Here is a 16,180-nt window from a genome sequence, read left to right on the forward strand (position 1 = left end):
GGGCTTGAAACACTCACCGGCTTGCTGGCGGTGTTGAAAGCCGGGGCAAGCTATGTGCCGGTCGATCCGGCACATCCAGACGAGCGCATCGGCTATCTGCTTGAAGACAGCGCACCTGTCGTGGTGCTGGCTCAGTCCGGCCTGCTGGCGCGTCTGCCCAGCCTGGCTGTACCGGTGGTTGTTCTAGATCGCCCGGACTGGTCGCGACGCACCGACAACCCGCATGTTCCGCAAATGACCACGCGTCAACTGGCTTACGTGATTTATACCTCGGGGTCCACCGGGTTGCCAAAAGGTGTGATGGTCGAGCATCGGACGCTGAACAATCTGGTGGACTGGCATTGTCAGGCATTCGATCTGCGTGCGGGCAGTCATACCGCCAGCGTTGCCGGGTTTGGTTTCGACGCGATGGCCTGGGAAGTATGGCCTGCGTTATGTGCCGGTGCGGTATTGCATCTGCCGCCTGCGGAGATTGGCAACGAACAGCTTGATGTGTTGCTCGACTGGTGGCTGGCGCAACCTTTGCAAGTCGCGTTTCTGCCGACACCGGTGGCCGAATATGCATTCAGTCGCGAGTTGCGTCACCCGACCCTTAAAACCTTGTTGATTGGTGGCGACCGTTTGCGTCACTTCAATCGGGACCCTGGTTTCGCGGTGGTCAACAACTACGGTCCGACGGAAACCACGGTGGTTGCCAGCTCCGGTCTGATGGAGCCGGGCAAGGTCTTGCACATCGGCAAGCCTGTTTCCCATGCGCGGCTTTATGTATTGGATTCGCAGGGCCAGCCAGTGCCGCTCGGGGTGCCCGGCGAGTTGTATATCGGCGGCACAGGCGTAGCACGTGGCTATCTGAACCGCCCGGACCTGACCGCCGAGCGCTTCGTTGATGATCCTTTCAGCGACAGCAGCGAGGCCAGAATGTACCGCTCCGGCGACCTGGTGCGCTGGCTGGCTGACGGGACCCTTGAATACCTGGGCCGCAACGACGATCAGGTCAAAATCCGTGGGGTGCGCATCGAGCTGGGCGAGATCGAACAGCACCTGGCGCAATGCCCGGGCGTTGGCGAAGCCGTTGTGACTACGCAACGTCTGGAAGATGGCTCGTTGCGCCTGGTGGGCTACTTCACCCGTCGCGACGCTGCGCTCGACAGTGCTGCATTGAGAGCGCACCTGCTAGGGCAATTGCCGGAATACATGGTGCCTGCAGTCTTTGTCGGTCTGGATGCACTGCCGTTGACCCAGAATGGCAAGGTCGACCGCAAGGCCTTGCCAGCCCCGGACATGGCCGCGCTGGCGAACCTTGCTTATCAAGCGCCGACCACGGCATTGGAGGAGCGTCTGGCGCAGCTGTGGGCCGAGGTTCTGGAAGTGGGCCGAATCGGCAGACACGACAGTTTCTTTGAGCTGGGTGGCCATTCGCTGTCGGCGATCCGTCTGGTCAGCCTGCTGCAAAAAGCAGGCTTGTCACTGTCTTTGGCTGAGTTGTTCCAGCATCCGAGCATCGCAGCGCTGGCCGGATTGCTCGACCAGCGTCCGACACCCTCGGTTGAAGCTCAGGAGGTCGTCACGGTAAGGGCAGGTGGCAGCGAACCGCCTCTGTTCCTGATTCATGACTTTACCGGTCTGGATGCTTACTTTCCGGTCCTTGGACAACACCTGCAGGGCGACTTCCCGATCTATGGCTTGCCGGGGGTTGGCCTGGGCCAGCAGCAATTGCGCACCATGGAATGCCTGGCGGCGCGGCTGGTGGAACGTATTCGGCAGGTCCAGCCACGCGGTCCTTACCGGCTGGCAGGCTGGTCGTTTGGCGGGGTTCTGGCCTATGAAGTGGCGACTCAACTGCTCGGTATGGACGAGCCCGTAGCATTTCTCGGCCTGATCGACAGCTACGTGCCGCGCCTGACTGATCAGGGCAAGGCCCGCTGGCAAGGACCTGACCTGCTTGAGCGGCAATTACTGTCGCACTGCATCGCGCACTGGAAAACCCAGGGCGGGGCGGGTGCTGCTGCATTGGCGCGCCTGACCTCATTGAGCGGACAGGCGACCCTGCCAGACTTCGAAACCCTGTTGCAGCTATGCCGTGGCGAGGAGCTGCTGTACGAGGAGCTGGCGCAGGCCAGCGATCAGCAATTGCACCACTACCTGGACCGGGAAGTGGCGCACGGTCACGCCCTGGCGCATTACCAACTGGAACCGCTCGGTTTGCCGATCCACCTGTTCTGCGCAGAGCAGCGTCCAATGGCACCGACAGGCACCAGTCCCACATTGGGCTGGGGCGAAGTCCTGCCAAAAGGCCAGTTGCGTTGTGTCAGCGTGCCTGGGGACCACATGACAATGATGCAGGCACCTCACGTGGATACGCTCGGTCGGAGTATCAGTACGGCGTTGCATGCAGTACCCGATACACCGCCGTCGACACCGGCTTATCAATCGCTGTTGGCCATCCAGAGCGGGCGGGATGGACATGCGCCATTGTTCTGCGTGCCGGGTGCCGGTGACAGCGTCACCAGTTTCATCGGCCTGGCCGAAGCGCTGGGGCCTGACTGGCCTATCTATGGTCTGCAGCCGCGCGGTCTGGACGGCCGCAGTGCTCCGCACAGCAGGGTGGAAGCTGCAGCGCAAAGCCATGTGCAAGCCATCGAAGCAATGTATCCACACGGCCCATTGCATCTGATTGGGCATTCCTTTGGTGGCTGGGCGGCGCATGCCATGGCCGTCAAGCTTCAGGCTCGTGGTCGCGAGGTTGTCTCGCTGACCCTGATAGACAGCGAAGCGCCTGGTGGCGACGGACTGCGCAGCAAGCCCTATACCGCGACGGCAGTGGTGGAGCGGCTGATCGAAGCGTTGCAGTTGTCCGCTGGCAGAAGCCTGGAAATCGACCCTCAAGTGTTTGCCGACAGCGATGGAGACACTCAACTGCACCTCCTGCAACAGGCCATGGTGCGCGTCGGGCTGTTGCCACCGCGTCTGGCAGCACAGGCACTGCAAGGGATTGTTCGTACGTTTGCCAGCGCGATACGGACTGTCTATCGCCCAGAGCCGGGAGGCTACAGCGGCAGGGCCAGCCTGGTGCTGGTGGATGATCCGCAACTGGATGCTCTGGACAATCAGCTCGAGCAGGCGTCATCTGCAACAGGGTGGCAACACCTGATGCCGCAGCTGACGCTATGGCAGGGACCGGGCAATCACTTCAGCGTCCTCAAGGCACCAGACGTTTACAGTCTGGCGGCCTGGTGGTACGGCGGATTGGCAATTGGCGTGGGAGAAACGCAATGAACCGTTTGACAGGACAGGCAGGCCACAAGCCAGGCCAGCGCTACCGGCGTTAAGGCGGCATGGGCGGGGTGATCGATATCGCCCCGTCCTGTGGCATTGGCTACCTATTGCGCTCTTGAACGTCTTTCAACAGGCTGAACAAGCGCTTTCCGATGAGCCATACATCCAGCGCATCAGCGAGTGCCGACCGCTGATGCCCAGTTTGATGGCGGCGCGGCGCTGGTAACTGCCTACCGTATTGACCTTGAGCGCAAGCCGTTCGGCCTGTTCGATTGCGGTATGACCGGCGAGCAAACCGATGCACACCTGCATTTCCCGCTCGGACAATGTCTGACCTGTTTCGCGCAACCGGTCATGAAAACGCTCTTCAACGCTTTCGGTTTTTTTCGGTTCGACAGTGATCATTGTCATTTGCAAGGCATTGACATGTCTTTCGAGTATCGAGAATAAAAGCGGGGAGATAGTGCTTAGCTGACGACGTTCATTGTCCGAAAACTCATGCGCAGGCAGCGCCCTGAAGACGGTTATCTTGCAGCTGAAGTTCTCCGAGGCCTGCGCGGGATAAAGATGGATCGAGTCGCTGAGCAGCAGGGTGCCGGGTGAGGACGTCACCGTTTCGTTGAAAACCGTGGGTGCCGACGCGGGCAACGTTTGCCATGGCTGTGGCAGTGAGGAGAGGTGGGTGGCATCCACGGCAAGCTGAGTATCGATAAGCTTGTGGAACATGCTGGAAAAATGGCCGCTGCCGATGCTGGCTATGGCCCTGCCTATGTGGGGTAGTAGTGTGTGTGGCATTGAGTCATCCATGATTTCAGAAATGCTGACACTAGCTTAGACGTTAAACGCAAACAGCGGTCACATCAACTTGGCCGTGGGTGATGTGGCCGCTAGATGCCCGCGTTAGATGCCTCTTAGAACACGGCTAGTTTAAGTGATCCAAGAATAACGATCTGATGTTACATAAATAATGAGTCATCACAAACAGTGATTATCGTTGGCGGTGCGAAAGGCAGGGCAGGCGGGCATATCGAGCCGGGGCGACGTCCTGTCGCCTGACGCGGTTGCTCGGCAAGCGTCTATTTGCCGAGCATGAAGCGGGTTACAAGGCGTGTCAGCCGTCCATAAGGTGCCGAGACCTTGTCAGACATGTTGAAGCGACTCAACTTGAGAACACCGCGTGCATGGGACAGACGAACGAAGCCTTCATAGCCGTGATAGGCCCCAGTGCCACTTTGCCCGACGCCGCCGAACGGCAGATCATCCTGAGTCGCGTGCAGCATGGTGCCATTAATGGTCACACCACCGGATTGTGTCCGGTTCAGCACCTGATTCACGGACGTCTGGTCGTTGGAAAAGCAGTAAAGGGCCAGAGGCGCGGGGCGATCATTGATGAAGGCTATGGCTTCATCCAGGGAGTCATAGGCAAGTATCGGCAGCAGCGGACCAAAAATCTCTTCCTGCATCAGGTCCGCATCGAGCGGTACATCCGTGAGCGCCATGGGCGCAATTTTACGTTCGAGGGTCGACACCGGCGCACCGTGTTGCCATGCTTTCGCCCCCTTTGAGATGGCCTGGTTGGCCATGCTCACGAGGCGGTCGTGGTGGCGCTGGGAGATGATCGAGGTGTAGTCCGGGTTACCTTCGAGTGTCGGATAAAGTTTTTTCGCAGCGGCCAGCCACTCGCCGGCAAAACTGTTTACATGTTCGCGCGGGACCAATATGTAGTCGGGTGCGACGCAGGTCTGCCCAGCGTTGAACAGTTTGCCGATAGCAAGCATCCGTGCCGCTTTTTTAATCGAATAGTCCTCGCAGATCACTACCGGTGATTTGCCGCCCAGCTCCAGTGTCACCGGCGTCAGGTTACGCGCAGCCGCCGCCATGACATGGCGACCTACATAGGTCGACCCGGTGAACACCAGGTGGTCAAAGGGCAGTTCACTGAACTGGCTTGCCAGCAGGGCATCTCCCGTGACCACTGTGACCTGCTCGGCAGAGAATGTTTCACCCAGCAATTGCCGGAGCAGCTCAGAGGTTCTGGGGGTCAATTCCGAAGGTTTGATCATCACCCGGTTGCCCGCTGCCAGTGCCTCTATCAAGGGCACCAGCGTCAGCGTCAGCGGATAGTTCCAGGGCGCGAGAATACCGACTACGCCCAGCGGCTGATAAATGACCCTGGCAGTCGCGGGCTTGAAAACAATACCCACCTTGCGTCGGGAGGGCCGCATCCACGCCTTGAGATGCGAGCGGATATGCTTGATGCCATTGATGACAGGCATCAGCTCGCCGAGCCTGGTTTCAGCGAACGAGCGGTTGCCGAAATCTGCGCTGACCGTTTCGAGCAACCTGTCCTGATTGTCGCTGACCACTCGCAGAATGGCGTTGAGGTCGGCGATTCGTTGAGCGTAAGAGGGCACCCCTTGAGAGCGAGCTGCAGCTTTCTGCGCCTCAAACAGCTCGGTTAGCCCCGGAGCGGGAGACGGCGTAGTGGGCGTGATCCTTGCGGGCTGATTCATGAAGCTGCTCCTGTGGCTGCGTGTTTTTATAAGATAGATGCAGTGTTGCGATTACGTTCTGGCTCACGTAACCGTACAGAACCATCGCCAACCGATGAAGGGGCGATCCGGCCGGTTCAAGTGGCCGAAACGGTCAACCTGTTCTCGCGTATTCATTTGTCAGGTGCAGGTTCGGGATCAAGGCGATCCAGATGGCTGACGATCATTGCCGCCACCATGGCGCAGGTCTTCGCCGGGTCCAGGGGCTCATCGAACAGCAATTCGATGGTGGCGTGAATCATCTCGACCGCCACACGGGCAACCATTGCTATCTGCTTGGGGTCAGCCTCGGGAATGGCGCTGGCAATAATCGCGGCCTGGGCTTTGGACACCCTGCGGTGAGAGTCGAGCCGCACATGCTCCAGCGCAGGAACCGCCCTTAAAGCCTTCAGCGTCCACATGCCGCCCAGCGTGGCTTCGGTAACCCGGTAAGTATCCAGAATCAGTTCGGCAAGCGCCTGCTCCAGAGCCTGCGGCGTACCTGCGATCAGCTCGGGGGTGATCCAGTGATCAATCCGCTCGTTCTGTTTCTCCAGCAAACGTTCGCCAAGAACCGTCAACAGCGCGTACTTATTGGGGAAATAGCGGTACAGCGCTGGCGGTGTAAGGCCTGCCCGTTCGCACACCAGATTGGTCGACAAGCGCTCTATACCGACCTCGCACAAGGTGTTTGCGGTGGCGACCAGAATACGTTCGTAGGTTTCAGTAGCGCGTTGCTGCGCAGGCAGCTTCTTGCGCTCGGCGGTTTTGCCTGCGACCTGCGCAGGAAAGGGTTCAGTTTTCAGCCTGGCCATAAGTACCTGTCAAAAAAGAGTGGGGCGTCAGCAGGACGGTCGAAAAAAACAGTTGCTCCACGATAAAATGATAGCTATAACTATCGTGTAGCGATGACTATCATAACTGAAGCGTCGTTAGTGTGACGGTCTGTTAAAACAAAAAATAAAAAAAGGTGACGCTATGAACGCACGGCAATGGCTTTTCCTCTCTTCTGTTCTGATGTGCTCCACCGGTATTCATGCTGCTGCGGGACCGCTGGAGGCAAAGGGCCTTTGGTTGACGGCGGAAAAAGACGCCGTGGTCAAGCTTGACGACTGCGCAGACAAGGTAGGCGCCATCTGCGGGCAGGTTGTCTGGGTCAAGGATGTTGCCTCGACGTCGAGTGACTGCGGTGTACAGATTCTACAGCTGACCCGCTATGACCAGGATGCCTGGCGCGATGGCTGGGTTTACGACCCCCGTGATCAGAAAAAATATAAGGGCGCTGTCCGGGTCAAGGACGGACGCCTCAATGTAAGGGCTTTTGTCGGCACCGAAGTTCTCGGCAAGACAGAGCAATTCGAGCGTATCGCAACACTGCCTCCTGCCCCGGTTTGCAAATTGTAAATCCGGCCCCTCAGCGTGGGAGAGAATCATGCGCACTTATTCAACTCGCTATGTAATGGCTGCAGCATTGTGCTCCGCAGCAGGCAGCACCCTGGCTATCGCAGATGAAATGTCGAGCTACGCGGTGGATATCACCGCCAAGGCCAGCTCGGACATTCGCACCCGCGGCATTTCCGATTCCCTGAATCGTCCGGGGGCCAGAGTAACCATTCAGGTCGCTCATGAAACAGGCCTGGTGGCGCTTGCCGAATTTTCTACGGTCAGCAAGAAGCAGTTCCTCGAAGGTGATGGTCTGGGAGTGCTGCTCGCAGGGGGTTATCGCTTTGGCGATCCCGATGCCTGGCACTATGGTGTGGGGCTGGCGACGGAGATGTTTCCTGGGGCTCAGTTCAAAGCGCCCAATCGCTTCGACTTCGAGACCTTCACGCCGGGCGATGAGCATACGACCAATTACAACAGTCAGTTTGCCGTGCTGGAAATCGGTTATGGCGCACTTGAAGGCCGAATTGCCCGGGTGCTGTCGAAGAACTACCGGGGTGCCAACAGCGGTGGCGTGTGCGGGGCGCAATTGCAGTTCCGTGAAGACCCGACCAAAGGCCTGGAATGCTATGCCAAGGGTGACCAGAACTCCCGAGGCAGCATGTTGTATGACCTGGATTATAAATACGCGCTGGGCATCAATACCAACCTCAAACTGCACGCCGGTTATCAGCAGATCGCCAACTTTTCGGAAGCGAACTTCGCTGACTACGGCGTAGGTCTGGTCCATCACTGGTGGGGCTTTGACTGGGGACTCGACTGGGTGACAACCAAGACCCGGGCGCGTGAGCTGTATATGGCCGAAGACGACGGACATGTGCGAACCACGGATGGCAATCGCTGGGTGGCGTCGATTTCCCGCACATTCTGAGTAGACCTTTATGACTTCGCTTTTCATTTCCCGGACGCCTGAGGCGGTTACCGGCCTGGAGCAACTCGTCCTCGCGATTGACCTGGGAACGTCCGGCTGCAAGTGCGCACTGGTCTCCATGGAGGGAGACATCCGTGCCTGGGCGTTTCACGGTGTGCCGTTGCATGTCAGTGGCCTGAGTGCAGAGCAGGAGCCGGAGGACTGGTGGAATGCTTTCATGCTTGGCGCCAGCGAGTTGCTAGGAGCCGACCCGCTAAGGCGTCGTCAGGTGGTGGCCATCTGTTGCTCCACGCAAAGCGAAGGCACGGTCTGTGTCGACCGCAATGGTCCCGCGATTGGCCGGGCACTGCTGTGGCTGGACAAGCGCGGCGACTCCATAAAACAGCGAATGGGCGGAGGCTGGTGCAATCTGGGCGGCTACGGGCCACTCAAGCTCTGGCGTTCGTTGCGACTGACAGGCGGGGTGGCGTCTCTGTCAGGGATGGACTCGGCCGGGCACATGGCCTACATCCTTGATCATGACCCGGCACGGTATGAAAAGACCCACAAGTTCCTGAATGTGCTCGACTACATGAACATGCGGTTGTCGGGTCGTTACTGTGCGACAGGCGACTCGATGCTGACCGCCTGGATTACCGACAACCGGGACCCTCACCGCATTCGCTACGATGACGGGCTGATAAGGGCGCTGGGCATCGACGCCGGCAAACTGCCTGAGCTGGTGGGCTCGACCGAAGTCATCGGCACATTGAAACCCGAACTGGCAGATGTACTGGGGCTACCTCGTTCCACGCCCGTGGTTGCAGGTGCCGTAGACACTTCGGCAGTGGCTGTTGGTGCCACGGTGCGGGACTTTGCTCCGCACCTTTACCTGGGCACCTCGTCCTGGGTAGGTGCTCATGTACCGTTCAAGAAATCCAGTGTTCGCCACCATATTGCTGCGGTTCCCAGTGCGGTCAAGGGCCGTTATCTGGCAATGGCCATGCAATCGGCTGCAGGCGCGAACCTGTCGTTTCTGCGTGACAAGGTGCTTTACCACCCGGATGAGCTGTTGAGCGACGAACAACAGCCGGATGTATATGCCTTGCTTGACCGTATCGCAGCGCGCGTGCCGCCGGGTTCGCGGGGGTTGATCTACACGCCATGGCTGTGTGGCGAACGCTCCCCGGTTGGTGATCCGAGCCTGCGTGCCGGCTTGATCAACCTGAAACTCGAACATTCCAGGGAAGACATTATCCGGGCCTTCATGGAAGGCGTTGCCCATAACACGCGCTGGATGCTGGAGCCGTTCTCGCGGTTTATCGGCCAGTCGAGCGGAATCATCGTCGCCACCGGCGGCGGAGCGCAATCGGATGTGTGGTGCCAGATCATGGCCGATGTCTGCGGGCGGGTCATTCAGCAACCGCACAACCCCATTCAGACCAACGCCCGCGGAGCGGCATTCATCGCTGCAGTAGCGCTCGGGAAGTTGCAGTTCAACGATCTTCCGACACTGCAAAGGCCGCATCGACTGTACGAGCCATCCCGGTCAACCCGAAACCTGTATGACGACCGCTTCGCCACGTTCAAGGAAGTCCGCAAACGCCTGGCACCGCTGTATCGCAGGTTGAACCCATCGCAGGAGACGACACCATGAACAATGTCCAACAACAGATCGTCGACCTGTCGCGGCACCTCTCACGCCGCGGCTTCTTCGCCGCCACCGGCGGCAACCTTGCGCTGCGTATTGACGCGCTGCACATCGCGGTCACACCGTCGGCCACCGATTATTTCAGCATGCGACCGGAGGATATCTGCGTTCTGCGACTCAAGGATCTGCAGCAACTGTCAGGTGAACGTTCGCCTTCGGTGGAAAGCGAGTTGCACGCCAAAGTCCTGCGCAGTCGCCCGGATGTCAATTGCAGTATCCATACCCACCAACCCCTGGCCAGCGCTTGCACATTGTTCGGCAAAGCGCTGGACGTGCCTTACCCGCCGCTATGGAAATCGCTGGGCAAACGCATTCAATTGGTGGGTTACGCGCCGTCCGGCTCCGGCTGGCTGGCCGGCAAGCTCGGCAGGGCCATCCGGCCGGATCACAACGTTTACCTGATGCGCAATCACGGCGTTCTGTGTTGCGGTCCGGATATCGAGACCACCCTGACGCGCCTGGAGGACCTGGAAACATTCTGTCGTGATCATCTTGTCAACCAGATCAAAGTCAATACCCGTGGAAAACCTGAGTCACGCGCTGCAGTGGCCCGCCTGATCAATGCCCTGACCAGTTCCAGCTTGCACGCACTCAGCCCTCAGACTTTTTCAGAGACTCAATCATGAACAAACCTCTTGATCCTGCCAGCATGCCTGCAATTCCCGAATCGGCTGTATCGCAATGGCCGGACGTCGATTCCCTCTACCGCCGGTTCGACGAACTGGTGAAGCAGCCCATTCGCCCGATCAAACGCGAAGCAATGAGCAAGGTCATGGGCTATTTCGACGAGCGCTGTCAGGGCTCCAAGCGTCTTTCCGAGGCAGCCAAAAAAGTCATACCGGGAGGTGTGCAACACAATCTTGCGTTCAACTATCCATTTCCGCTGGCCTTCGCCCAGGCCAAAGGTGCGCACCTGACGGATGTCGACGGCAATCGCTACACCGATTTTCTACAGGCAGGTGGCCCCACCTTGTTGGGTTCGAATCACCCGGCCATTCGCGAACAGGTCAACCGTATTCTCGATGAATGCGGGCCGGTGACCGGCTTGCTGCATGAATACGAAGTCAAGCTGGCCGAACTGGTCTGTGAAGTGATGCCCGGTGTCGACATGCTGCGCTTGCTGGGCTCGGGCACTGAAGCGGTGATGGCAGCGGTACGCCTGGCACGCGCCTACACCCGCAAGAAGTGGGTGATCAAAATCGGCGGCGCCTATCACGGCTGGAGCGACCAACTGGTCTACGGCATGCGCTTGCCGGGCACCGGACGCATGGAGGCGGTGGGCATTCCGCGAGGCGCTACGGCTAACACCCAGGAGAGCCCGCCCAATAATCTGGATGCATTACGCCGCAGGCTGCAGATCAATCGCCTTCGTGGCGGCACTGCAGCGATTATGGTTGAACCCTTCGGCCCGGAAAGTGGCACACGCCCGGTACACGCCGACTTCAACCGACAGTTGCGTGCACTGTGTAACGAATTTGGCGCACTGCTTATTTTCGACGAAGTAGTCACCGGGTTCCGTGCGGGTCTGGGCGGCGCGCAAGCTTATTTCAATGTCATGCCGGACATCACGGTACTGGGTAAATGCCTGACGGGAGGCTACCCGATGGCGGGTGCCATTGGCGGACGCAGAGACGTGATGCAACTGCTTGCCGGTGGCATTGGTACATCTTCCCGAAGGGCGTTCGTGGGCGGGACGCTGTCGGCCAACCCGCTGTCGTGCGTCGCCGGTTATTACGCGCTGCTGGAGGCGCGCCGCCTGAATGCGCCGGCGCTAGCGGGCAGGGCGGGCGACCGCATGCGCGCAGGACTTGATGAAATCATCAATCGACGTGGCTTGCCTTATGTTGCCTACAACATGGGCTCTATCGTTCATCTGCAGACCTCCGGTGTGTTGCTGCTCGACACCAGTAATCCGCTCAAGCTGCTGAGGGCACGCAATGAGGCCAAGACCCGCAAGCACATGATGGAGGAGATGGGGGCTGCGTATACCGCTCATGGCCTGATCACCCTCGCGGGCAGCCGTATCTACACCAGCCTGGCAGACACCGACGACGTCATTGATGACGCGCTCGATCGGTTCGACGCCGTTTTTCAATGGGTGTGAGGTGAGCACCATGCGCGATTTACTTCGAAAACAGTGGTTTGAGCTGCGCGAACGGATGATGGGTCAGGTGGACTCACACAGCAGTATTTCATTGCGCTTGCCAGGCGAACAGGGCATGTGGCTGGGGAAACTCGACGACCTGGCACCCCAGGCTGTCGCGTTGTCCGATTCCGCAGAGGACGAGCGCCAGACCCACGCGGCGATCTATAGGGTTCGTGCCGATGTCGGCGCGATCCTGATCGGCGGTGGGGCCTTTGCAAAAAGCCTTGTCGATTTTGGCGGGGTCCTGCCGATTCTATTTGATGAGCAGGCGCGTCATATAGGCCACATGGGTTCGCCCGCCAGTGCTGATAGGCCCCTGGCACATGCATTGACGCGTGGCGGCAATGCCGCCGTTATCGATGGAACTCCGGTTGTGATGGGCACCACAGGCCCTCGAATGGTGCTCAACGCAGAATTGTTCGAGAAATGCGCGAAAGCCTACACCCTGGCCAAGGCGTGCGGCACACACCTCACGCTGCTGCCTTGGTGGGTGGTGCTGGTCGCCAACGGAAGGCTGATGAAAGACGAGAAGCGGGCGGCGCAGTGCTTTGCCGAAGGCAAGATCCCACCAGAAACCCGCGGTTACTAAAACTTCTCAAGAGGCGCATGCCATGCAAACGTCGTCCGCTGTAACTCGCAGGCATTTGAGTGCCGCATTGGCACTGGGCTCTGTCGCGGTACTGATGGTGGGGCTGCAGCCGCTGCTGCTGCTGGGCGAATTGCTCGCGCAAAACCATGTGTCGCTTGAGGGCGTAGGGCTGGTAGCCATGGGCGAAATCGTGGCGCTGGGGCTGGGCGTGGTACTGGGTGACTTGCTGCGGTCAATGCTCAACCTGCGCCTGCTTACGGTCATCGCCATTCTGTGCGCAGCCGGAATGGACCTGGTTTCGGCCAATGTTACTGGCGACGGGCCGTTAACGGCAGCTCGTGCGCTGGCGGGACTGGCCGAGGGGCTACTGTTATGGGGGGCCGTGAGCCTGATCGTTCAGGGGCCTGCGCCGGATCGGGTCGCAGGTGTGTTCATGGTGGTCCAGACACTGGCTCAGGCGCTGATAGCTGCAACACTTGCATACCTGATATTGCCTGATCAAAGCGTCTACGCAGGCTTTGTGTTTCTTGGAATTCTGACCGCAGGCTCCGTGCTGTTCGTTGCCTGGCTACCCAAACGCCTGCCGCAACAGCCTTACAAACAACCGGATACATCAGGCTTCAAATGGAACCTGAAGCAGGTCCTGCTGTTGATGCTGGTGTTCATGCAGCTCTCGGCGGTAGGCGGGCTTTGGGCGTACCTGGAACCGCTGGGCATTCACGCAGGACTGGATGCGCACTCAGCGCAATTGCTTGTCTCGGCGATGCTGTTCATGCAGGTCCTGGGCGGCTGTCTGGGCATTTTGCTGGTGCGCCGGGTGCCTGACTATTCGATGCTGGCCGCCGCCGCACTGCTCCTGGCGAGCATTGCGCTGGGCATGTATGTAACGGCTGATCAGGGCGTGAACGTATTTCTGGGCCTGTGCGGTCTTTTTGCCCTGATCTACCTGATGTTGACGCCGTTTCAAGTGCGCATTGCGCTTCATATTGACCCGTCGGGACGCATAGCAGGGCTCATTCCGGGCATGCAACTGCTGGGCTGCGCATTCGGACCGTTGCTGGCGTCGCAGTGGGTGTCTGACGACAACGCTCAACCGGTGCTGCTGGTCAGTGTCTGGCTGTCGGTTACGGCGCTGTTTCTGGTTGCGCTGTTGCACCGGCGGGCCGTCAGTAGAAGGGTTGGCGTTGCACGCAGAGCTTGAACCGTGCGCGAGCAGCAGCGGCGGAGCCATTGCAGTTGAAAGGCACGCCGCCGCCTTCGGAGTTATTTTGAAACTGGTGGTGTCTGGATCGTTCAGGTGATGCTGCTGACATGCAGACTACCGCGACGCATTTGGGCACTTGCCGAAAGCGCTATGCCTCTCTAGCGTGTGACATCGAGCGCAGATCCACCTCAGGCGTGAGATGGCACCTCATGATCCGTAATCCACATACCGCGCCATAAGGTTAGGGCGGCTAAACGTATCGATCGCATAAACCCGCTGCCACATGGCATCGACCTCGGCCTTGAACGTGGCGTCATCCATGTCGACCCAGTAGCGAGGGTCGCGACCGCGCTGCTGATCGTAGCTGGCAGTGACCGGATCCAGGTGCCGGTACGGTTCAAACAGTGGAATGTCCGGAATCGGGCCGCTGGTGTCCATGTAGTTTTGCAGGAAGTCCCAGAGTGCGCAGGGGCGTTGCTGGAAGTCGTCGGCGTTCATCAGCATATGAAAATTGATCTTACGGTCTTCATAGCGATGCTGAAGCAGTAGCCCGTATGTAGGACCGTGAAGATTATGGGTGGTGGTCATGTAGGCGTCGAACTCATAAAAAGGCGCAACGAATTCGTCGATCACACCTTCTTTTCGATGGCGTTTATAGTCGAATATAGTGACCAGACCGGTTCTGCGATTAAGCTCCCAGAGTGGGCCTTTTGGGGGGCGGAGCCAAACCAGAGGGAAATGGTAAATGACAACGTGGCCTATAAGCCAAAGCAGTAAAGGGCTACCTAAATACAACGGGTAGGCCCCTAAAAGTAAGTCTACGGTTACCGCCTGCCATGGTTTATGGGATACCGATATCAGAGACAGGTGTGCTAGCACTATGAAAGGGGAGAGCACGATGAATCCTCCTTTCCCGAGTTGTAATGAGATCAGCCAAAACCGTGACCAGCGTGGAAGAGGCGCAAATCTGAAATGCTCGTGGTCACACTTATTGTGAAGTTCGACTTCTTGATGGAGTGCCGGCATATCGGTTCCAGCTGTTTTGTTTTTCTCTTTTTCTTTCGCTACTTGCTCCCAGATCCTCATTTTTTCTGGGGTGGACTCCTCAAGGAGTTTCATTGATGTCGTCTGTTGAGTTTTTCCCCAAGGGAGTCGGGCCGAGCAAGAGTGATATGGCTCCGTGCGCAATGATGCCTGCTCGGGAATATTGCCAGGTCGGTAGGCCAGGCTTTCGTAGTGGCGCTCATTCGGATCAATCATTGGAAGAGGCCTTGTGAGCTTCTTCGTCAGCCCAGAATGGCTGGTTGATTTTGTTAAAGTTGGCCGTTGCCCAATCTTGGCTATATTGAGTCGGGTCCTTGATCGGCGGAGCAGGGAAATAGCGTTGCTCTCCTCCGCGGGTCAAGATGAATTGTGCCCTCACTGCCCATTGGTAATAGTGTCTACTGCTACCAGTAGGTGAAGCTTGACTAGCTGGCGTGGCAAAAAATAACTCCAATGCGTCCAGGTGAAGACGCTGGGCTTTGGGCGCTTCAGATCTGTCAGCGATTTCAATTCCTGCGCGATAAGGTACACCCTGATTATTCGCTCTTTCGGTAATCCGGCACAGCTTGCAGACAGCGTGAATGCTCAGGTTTTCGAGACTGCCGATAAGTCCCGGCAAACGACTCTGCAGGCGAATGATTGTGTCCGCGCTACGTATGGCATGCGGTATCTCTGTGCGAGGATAAAATGCGGCTTGTGGCTCATAAACCGGGTTTTTTTCTATTGAGATACTGATGCCGGCAAGCAGGCTTGTCAGCCGGTAAAAGGCCTCTGAAGGTTCCTGTAAATACCGGTCAATTGAATGGCTCTCGCCGAACGGACCGTTTGCCAACCATGACTCCAATGGCGTCGAACTGAGCAAGATAACCACTCCTACGCCCACGCCTATCAGCAATAATGCGGCCCAGCCCAATACCGTGAGATTGAGGAGCGTTGCAGCCGCCCCGAACAAGGTTCCCAGCGAACCTGCTAGCCCACCTATAGATATCAGCAAATATCCGTACAGGGCTTGATCGTTCCACTGCCATGCGTGCCATGCGTCAATAGCATTGACTACGGAAAGAATTCCTCCGGAGAAAAAAATACCTATGATTCGACCAGTCACTTTTTCAGTTAACTTTTTGGCTAGAGTTTCACCAAAAAAAGTAGCCGCCTTTTTCGAGGAGATATTGAATAGCGTCTTTCTGGCAATAGATAGTGATGATCGTTGGCCTGCCAGCTTGACGGCCAGAGCCTCCAAAGCAATTGCCAAGTCTAGGTACGCACCTCCAATACCACCAATTGCTCTCAAATCATTTTTTTCTCTAGCAGTTTGTCTCAACGCTTCATATTCCGAACTCACATTCCAAACCTCCAACATCAACACCGCCAGACAAAACGGTGTCG

At 58.0% G+C, this 16,180-nt stretch carries 12 protein-coding genes and 1 pseudogene (1 of these 13 running past the window's edge); 8 read left to right on the top strand and 5 right to left on the bottom strand.

Annotated elements, in window-relative coordinates; all coding sequences use genetic code 11:
• Positions 1 to 3,276, top strand: partial view of a non-ribosomal peptide synthetase gene (locus RYC18_RS26215; protein WP_316887037.1) — the 3' end only. It extends 14,511 nt beyond the left edge of the window; 3,276 of the gene's 17,787 nt are visible here — the last part of the coding sequence; its start codon lies beyond the left edge, outside the window; it ends in the stop codon at positions 3,274 to 3,276.
• A 126-nt stretch (positions 3,277 to 3,402) separates the two neighbouring features.
• Here the strand turns inward: RYC18_RS26215 and RYC18_RS26220 are convergent, their stop codons facing one another.
• The 3 genes from RYC18_RS26220 to RYC18_RS26230 all read right to left on the bottom strand — a co-directional run bounded on the left by RYC18_RS26220 (position 3,403) and on the right by RYC18_RS26230 (position 6,622).
• Entirely contained in the window at positions 3,403 to 4,071 is a 669-nt protein-coding gene (locus tag RYC18_RS26220) for a helix-turn-helix transcriptional regulator (protein ID WP_042915731.1), read from the bottom strand.
• Between the two features lie 281 nt (positions 4,072 to 4,352).
• A complete protein-coding gene (locus RYC18_RS26225; protein ID WP_316887038.1) occupies positions 4,353 to 5,789 on the bottom strand; it encodes a coniferyl aldehyde dehydrogenase in 1,437 nt (478 codons plus the stop codon).
• Positions 5,790 to 5,941: 152 nt separating this feature from the next.
• Positions 5,942 to 6,622, bottom strand: a complete 681-nt coding sequence (locus RYC18_RS26230) for a TetR/AcrR family transcriptional regulator (protein WP_005777396.1) — start codon at positions 6,620 to 6,622, stop codon at positions 5,942 to 5,944.
• Positions 6,623 to 6,785: 163 nt separating this feature from the next.
• Between RYC18_RS26230 and RYC18_RS26235 the strand changes: the two genes are divergently transcribed.
• From RYC18_RS26235 to RYC18_RS26265, 7 genes are read left to right on the top strand one after another with little or no spacing between them, the layout of a single operon-like run.
• The gene (locus RYC18_RS26235; RefSeq protein WP_005732110.1) at positions 6,786 to 7,211 is read left to right on the top strand and encodes a DUF2147 domain-containing protein; all 426 of its coding nucleotides are present in this window, start codon (positions 6,786 to 6,788) and stop codon (positions 7,209 to 7,211) included.
• A 28-nt stretch (positions 7,212 to 7,239) separates the two neighbouring features.
• Positions 7,240 to 8,121: a TorF family putative porin gene (locus tag RYC18_RS26240; RefSeq protein ID WP_316887040.1), complete on the top strand. Its 882-nt coding sequence runs from the start codon at positions 7,240 to 7,242 to the stop codon at positions 8,119 to 8,121.
• Between the two features lie 10 nt (positions 8,122 to 8,131).
• Positions 8,132 to 9,757 carry an FGGY-family carbohydrate kinase gene (locus RYC18_RS26245; protein ID WP_316887041.1) on the top strand — a complete coding sequence of 542 codons (1,626 nt, stop codon included), beginning with the start codon at positions 8,132 to 8,134 and terminating at the stop codon, positions 9,755 to 9,757.
• Entirely contained in the window at positions 9,754 to 10,437 is a 684-nt protein-coding gene (locus RYC18_RS26250; protein WP_005777388.1) for a class II aldolase/adducin family protein, read from the top strand. The genes RYC18_RS26245 and RYC18_RS26250 overlap by 4 nt, the downstream gene beginning before the upstream one ends.
• A complete protein-coding gene (locus RYC18_RS26255; protein WP_005777386.1) occupies positions 10,434 to 11,915 on the top strand; it encodes an aspartate aminotransferase family protein in 1,482 nt (493 codons plus the stop codon). Before RYC18_RS26250 ends, RYC18_RS26255 begins: the two co-directional genes overlap by 4 nt.
• Before the next feature lie 10 nt (positions 11,916 to 11,925).
• The gene (locus tag RYC18_RS26260) at positions 11,926 to 12,546 is read left to right on the top strand and encodes a hypothetical protein (RefSeq protein ID WP_005777384.1); all 621 of its coding nucleotides are present in this window, start codon (positions 11,926 to 11,928) and stop codon (positions 12,544 to 12,546) included.
• A gap of 22 nt (positions 12,547 to 12,568) precedes the next feature.
• Positions 12,569 to 13,747, top strand: a complete 1,179-nt coding sequence (locus RYC18_RS26265) for an MFS transporter (protein WP_316887042.1) — start codon at positions 12,569 to 12,571, stop codon at positions 13,745 to 13,747.
• 210 nt (positions 13,748 to 13,957) lie between these two features.
• Here RYC18_RS26265 and RYC18_RS26270 read toward each other — a convergent pair whose 3' ends face one another.
• The gene (locus RYC18_RS26270; RefSeq protein ID WP_039847656.1) at positions 13,958 to 14,869 is read right to left on the bottom strand and encodes a hypothetical protein; all 912 of its coding nucleotides are present in this window, start codon (positions 14,867 to 14,869) and stop codon (positions 13,958 to 13,960) included.
• Positions 14,870 to 15,002: 133 nt separating this feature from the next.
• Positions 15,003 to 16,180: pseudogene (locus RYC18_RS26275) on the bottom strand (hypothetical protein); the annotation flags it as partial.

It is taken from the genome of Pseudomonas syringae group sp. 247E2 (assembly GCF_032587795.1).
GTDB classification, from domain to species: domain Bacteria; phylum Pseudomonadota; class Gammaproteobacteria; order Pseudomonadales; family Pseudomonadaceae; genus Aquipseudomonas; species Aquipseudomonas amygdali.

Coding starts and splice junctions, on each gene's coding strand:
- RYC18_RS26265 (WP_316887042.1), top strand. CDS start 12,569: ATGCAAACGTCGTCCGCTGTAACTCGCAGGCATTTGAGTGCCGCATTG.
- RYC18_RS26225 (WP_316887038.1), bottom strand. CDS start 5,789: ATGAATCAGCCCGCAAGGATCACGCCCACTACGCCGTCTCCCGCTCCG.
- RYC18_RS26255 (WP_005777386.1), top strand. CDS start 10,434: ATGAACAAACCTCTTGATCCTGCCAGCATGCCTGCAATTCCCGAATCG.
- RYC18_RS26270 (WP_039847656.1), bottom strand. CDS start 14,869: ATGAAACTCCTTGAGGAGTCCACCCCAGAAAAAATGAGGATCTGGGAG.
- RYC18_RS26235 (WP_005732110.1), top strand. CDS start 6,786: ATGAACGCACGGCAATGGCTTTTCCTCTCTTCTGTTCTGATGTGCTCC.
- RYC18_RS26245 (WP_316887041.1), top strand. CDS start 8,132: ATGACTTCGCTTTTCATTTCCCGGACGCCTGAGGCGGTTACCGGCCTG.
- RYC18_RS26220 (WP_042915731.1), bottom strand. CDS start 4,071: ATGCCACACACACTACTACCCCACATAGGCAGGGCCATAGCCAGCATC.
- RYC18_RS26260 (WP_005777384.1), top strand. CDS start 11,926: ATGCGCGATTTACTTCGAAAACAGTGGTTTGAGCTGCGCGAACGGATG.
- RYC18_RS26240 (WP_316887040.1), top strand. CDS start 7,240: ATGCGCACTTATTCAACTCGCTATGTAATGGCTGCAGCATTGTGCTCC.
- RYC18_RS26250 (WP_005777388.1), top strand. CDS start 9,754: ATGAACAATGTCCAACAACAGATCGTCGACCTGTCGCGGCACCTCTCA.
- RYC18_RS26230 (WP_005777396.1), bottom strand. CDS start 6,622: ATGGCCAGGCTGAAAACTGAACCCTTTCCTGCGCAGGTCGCAGGCAAA.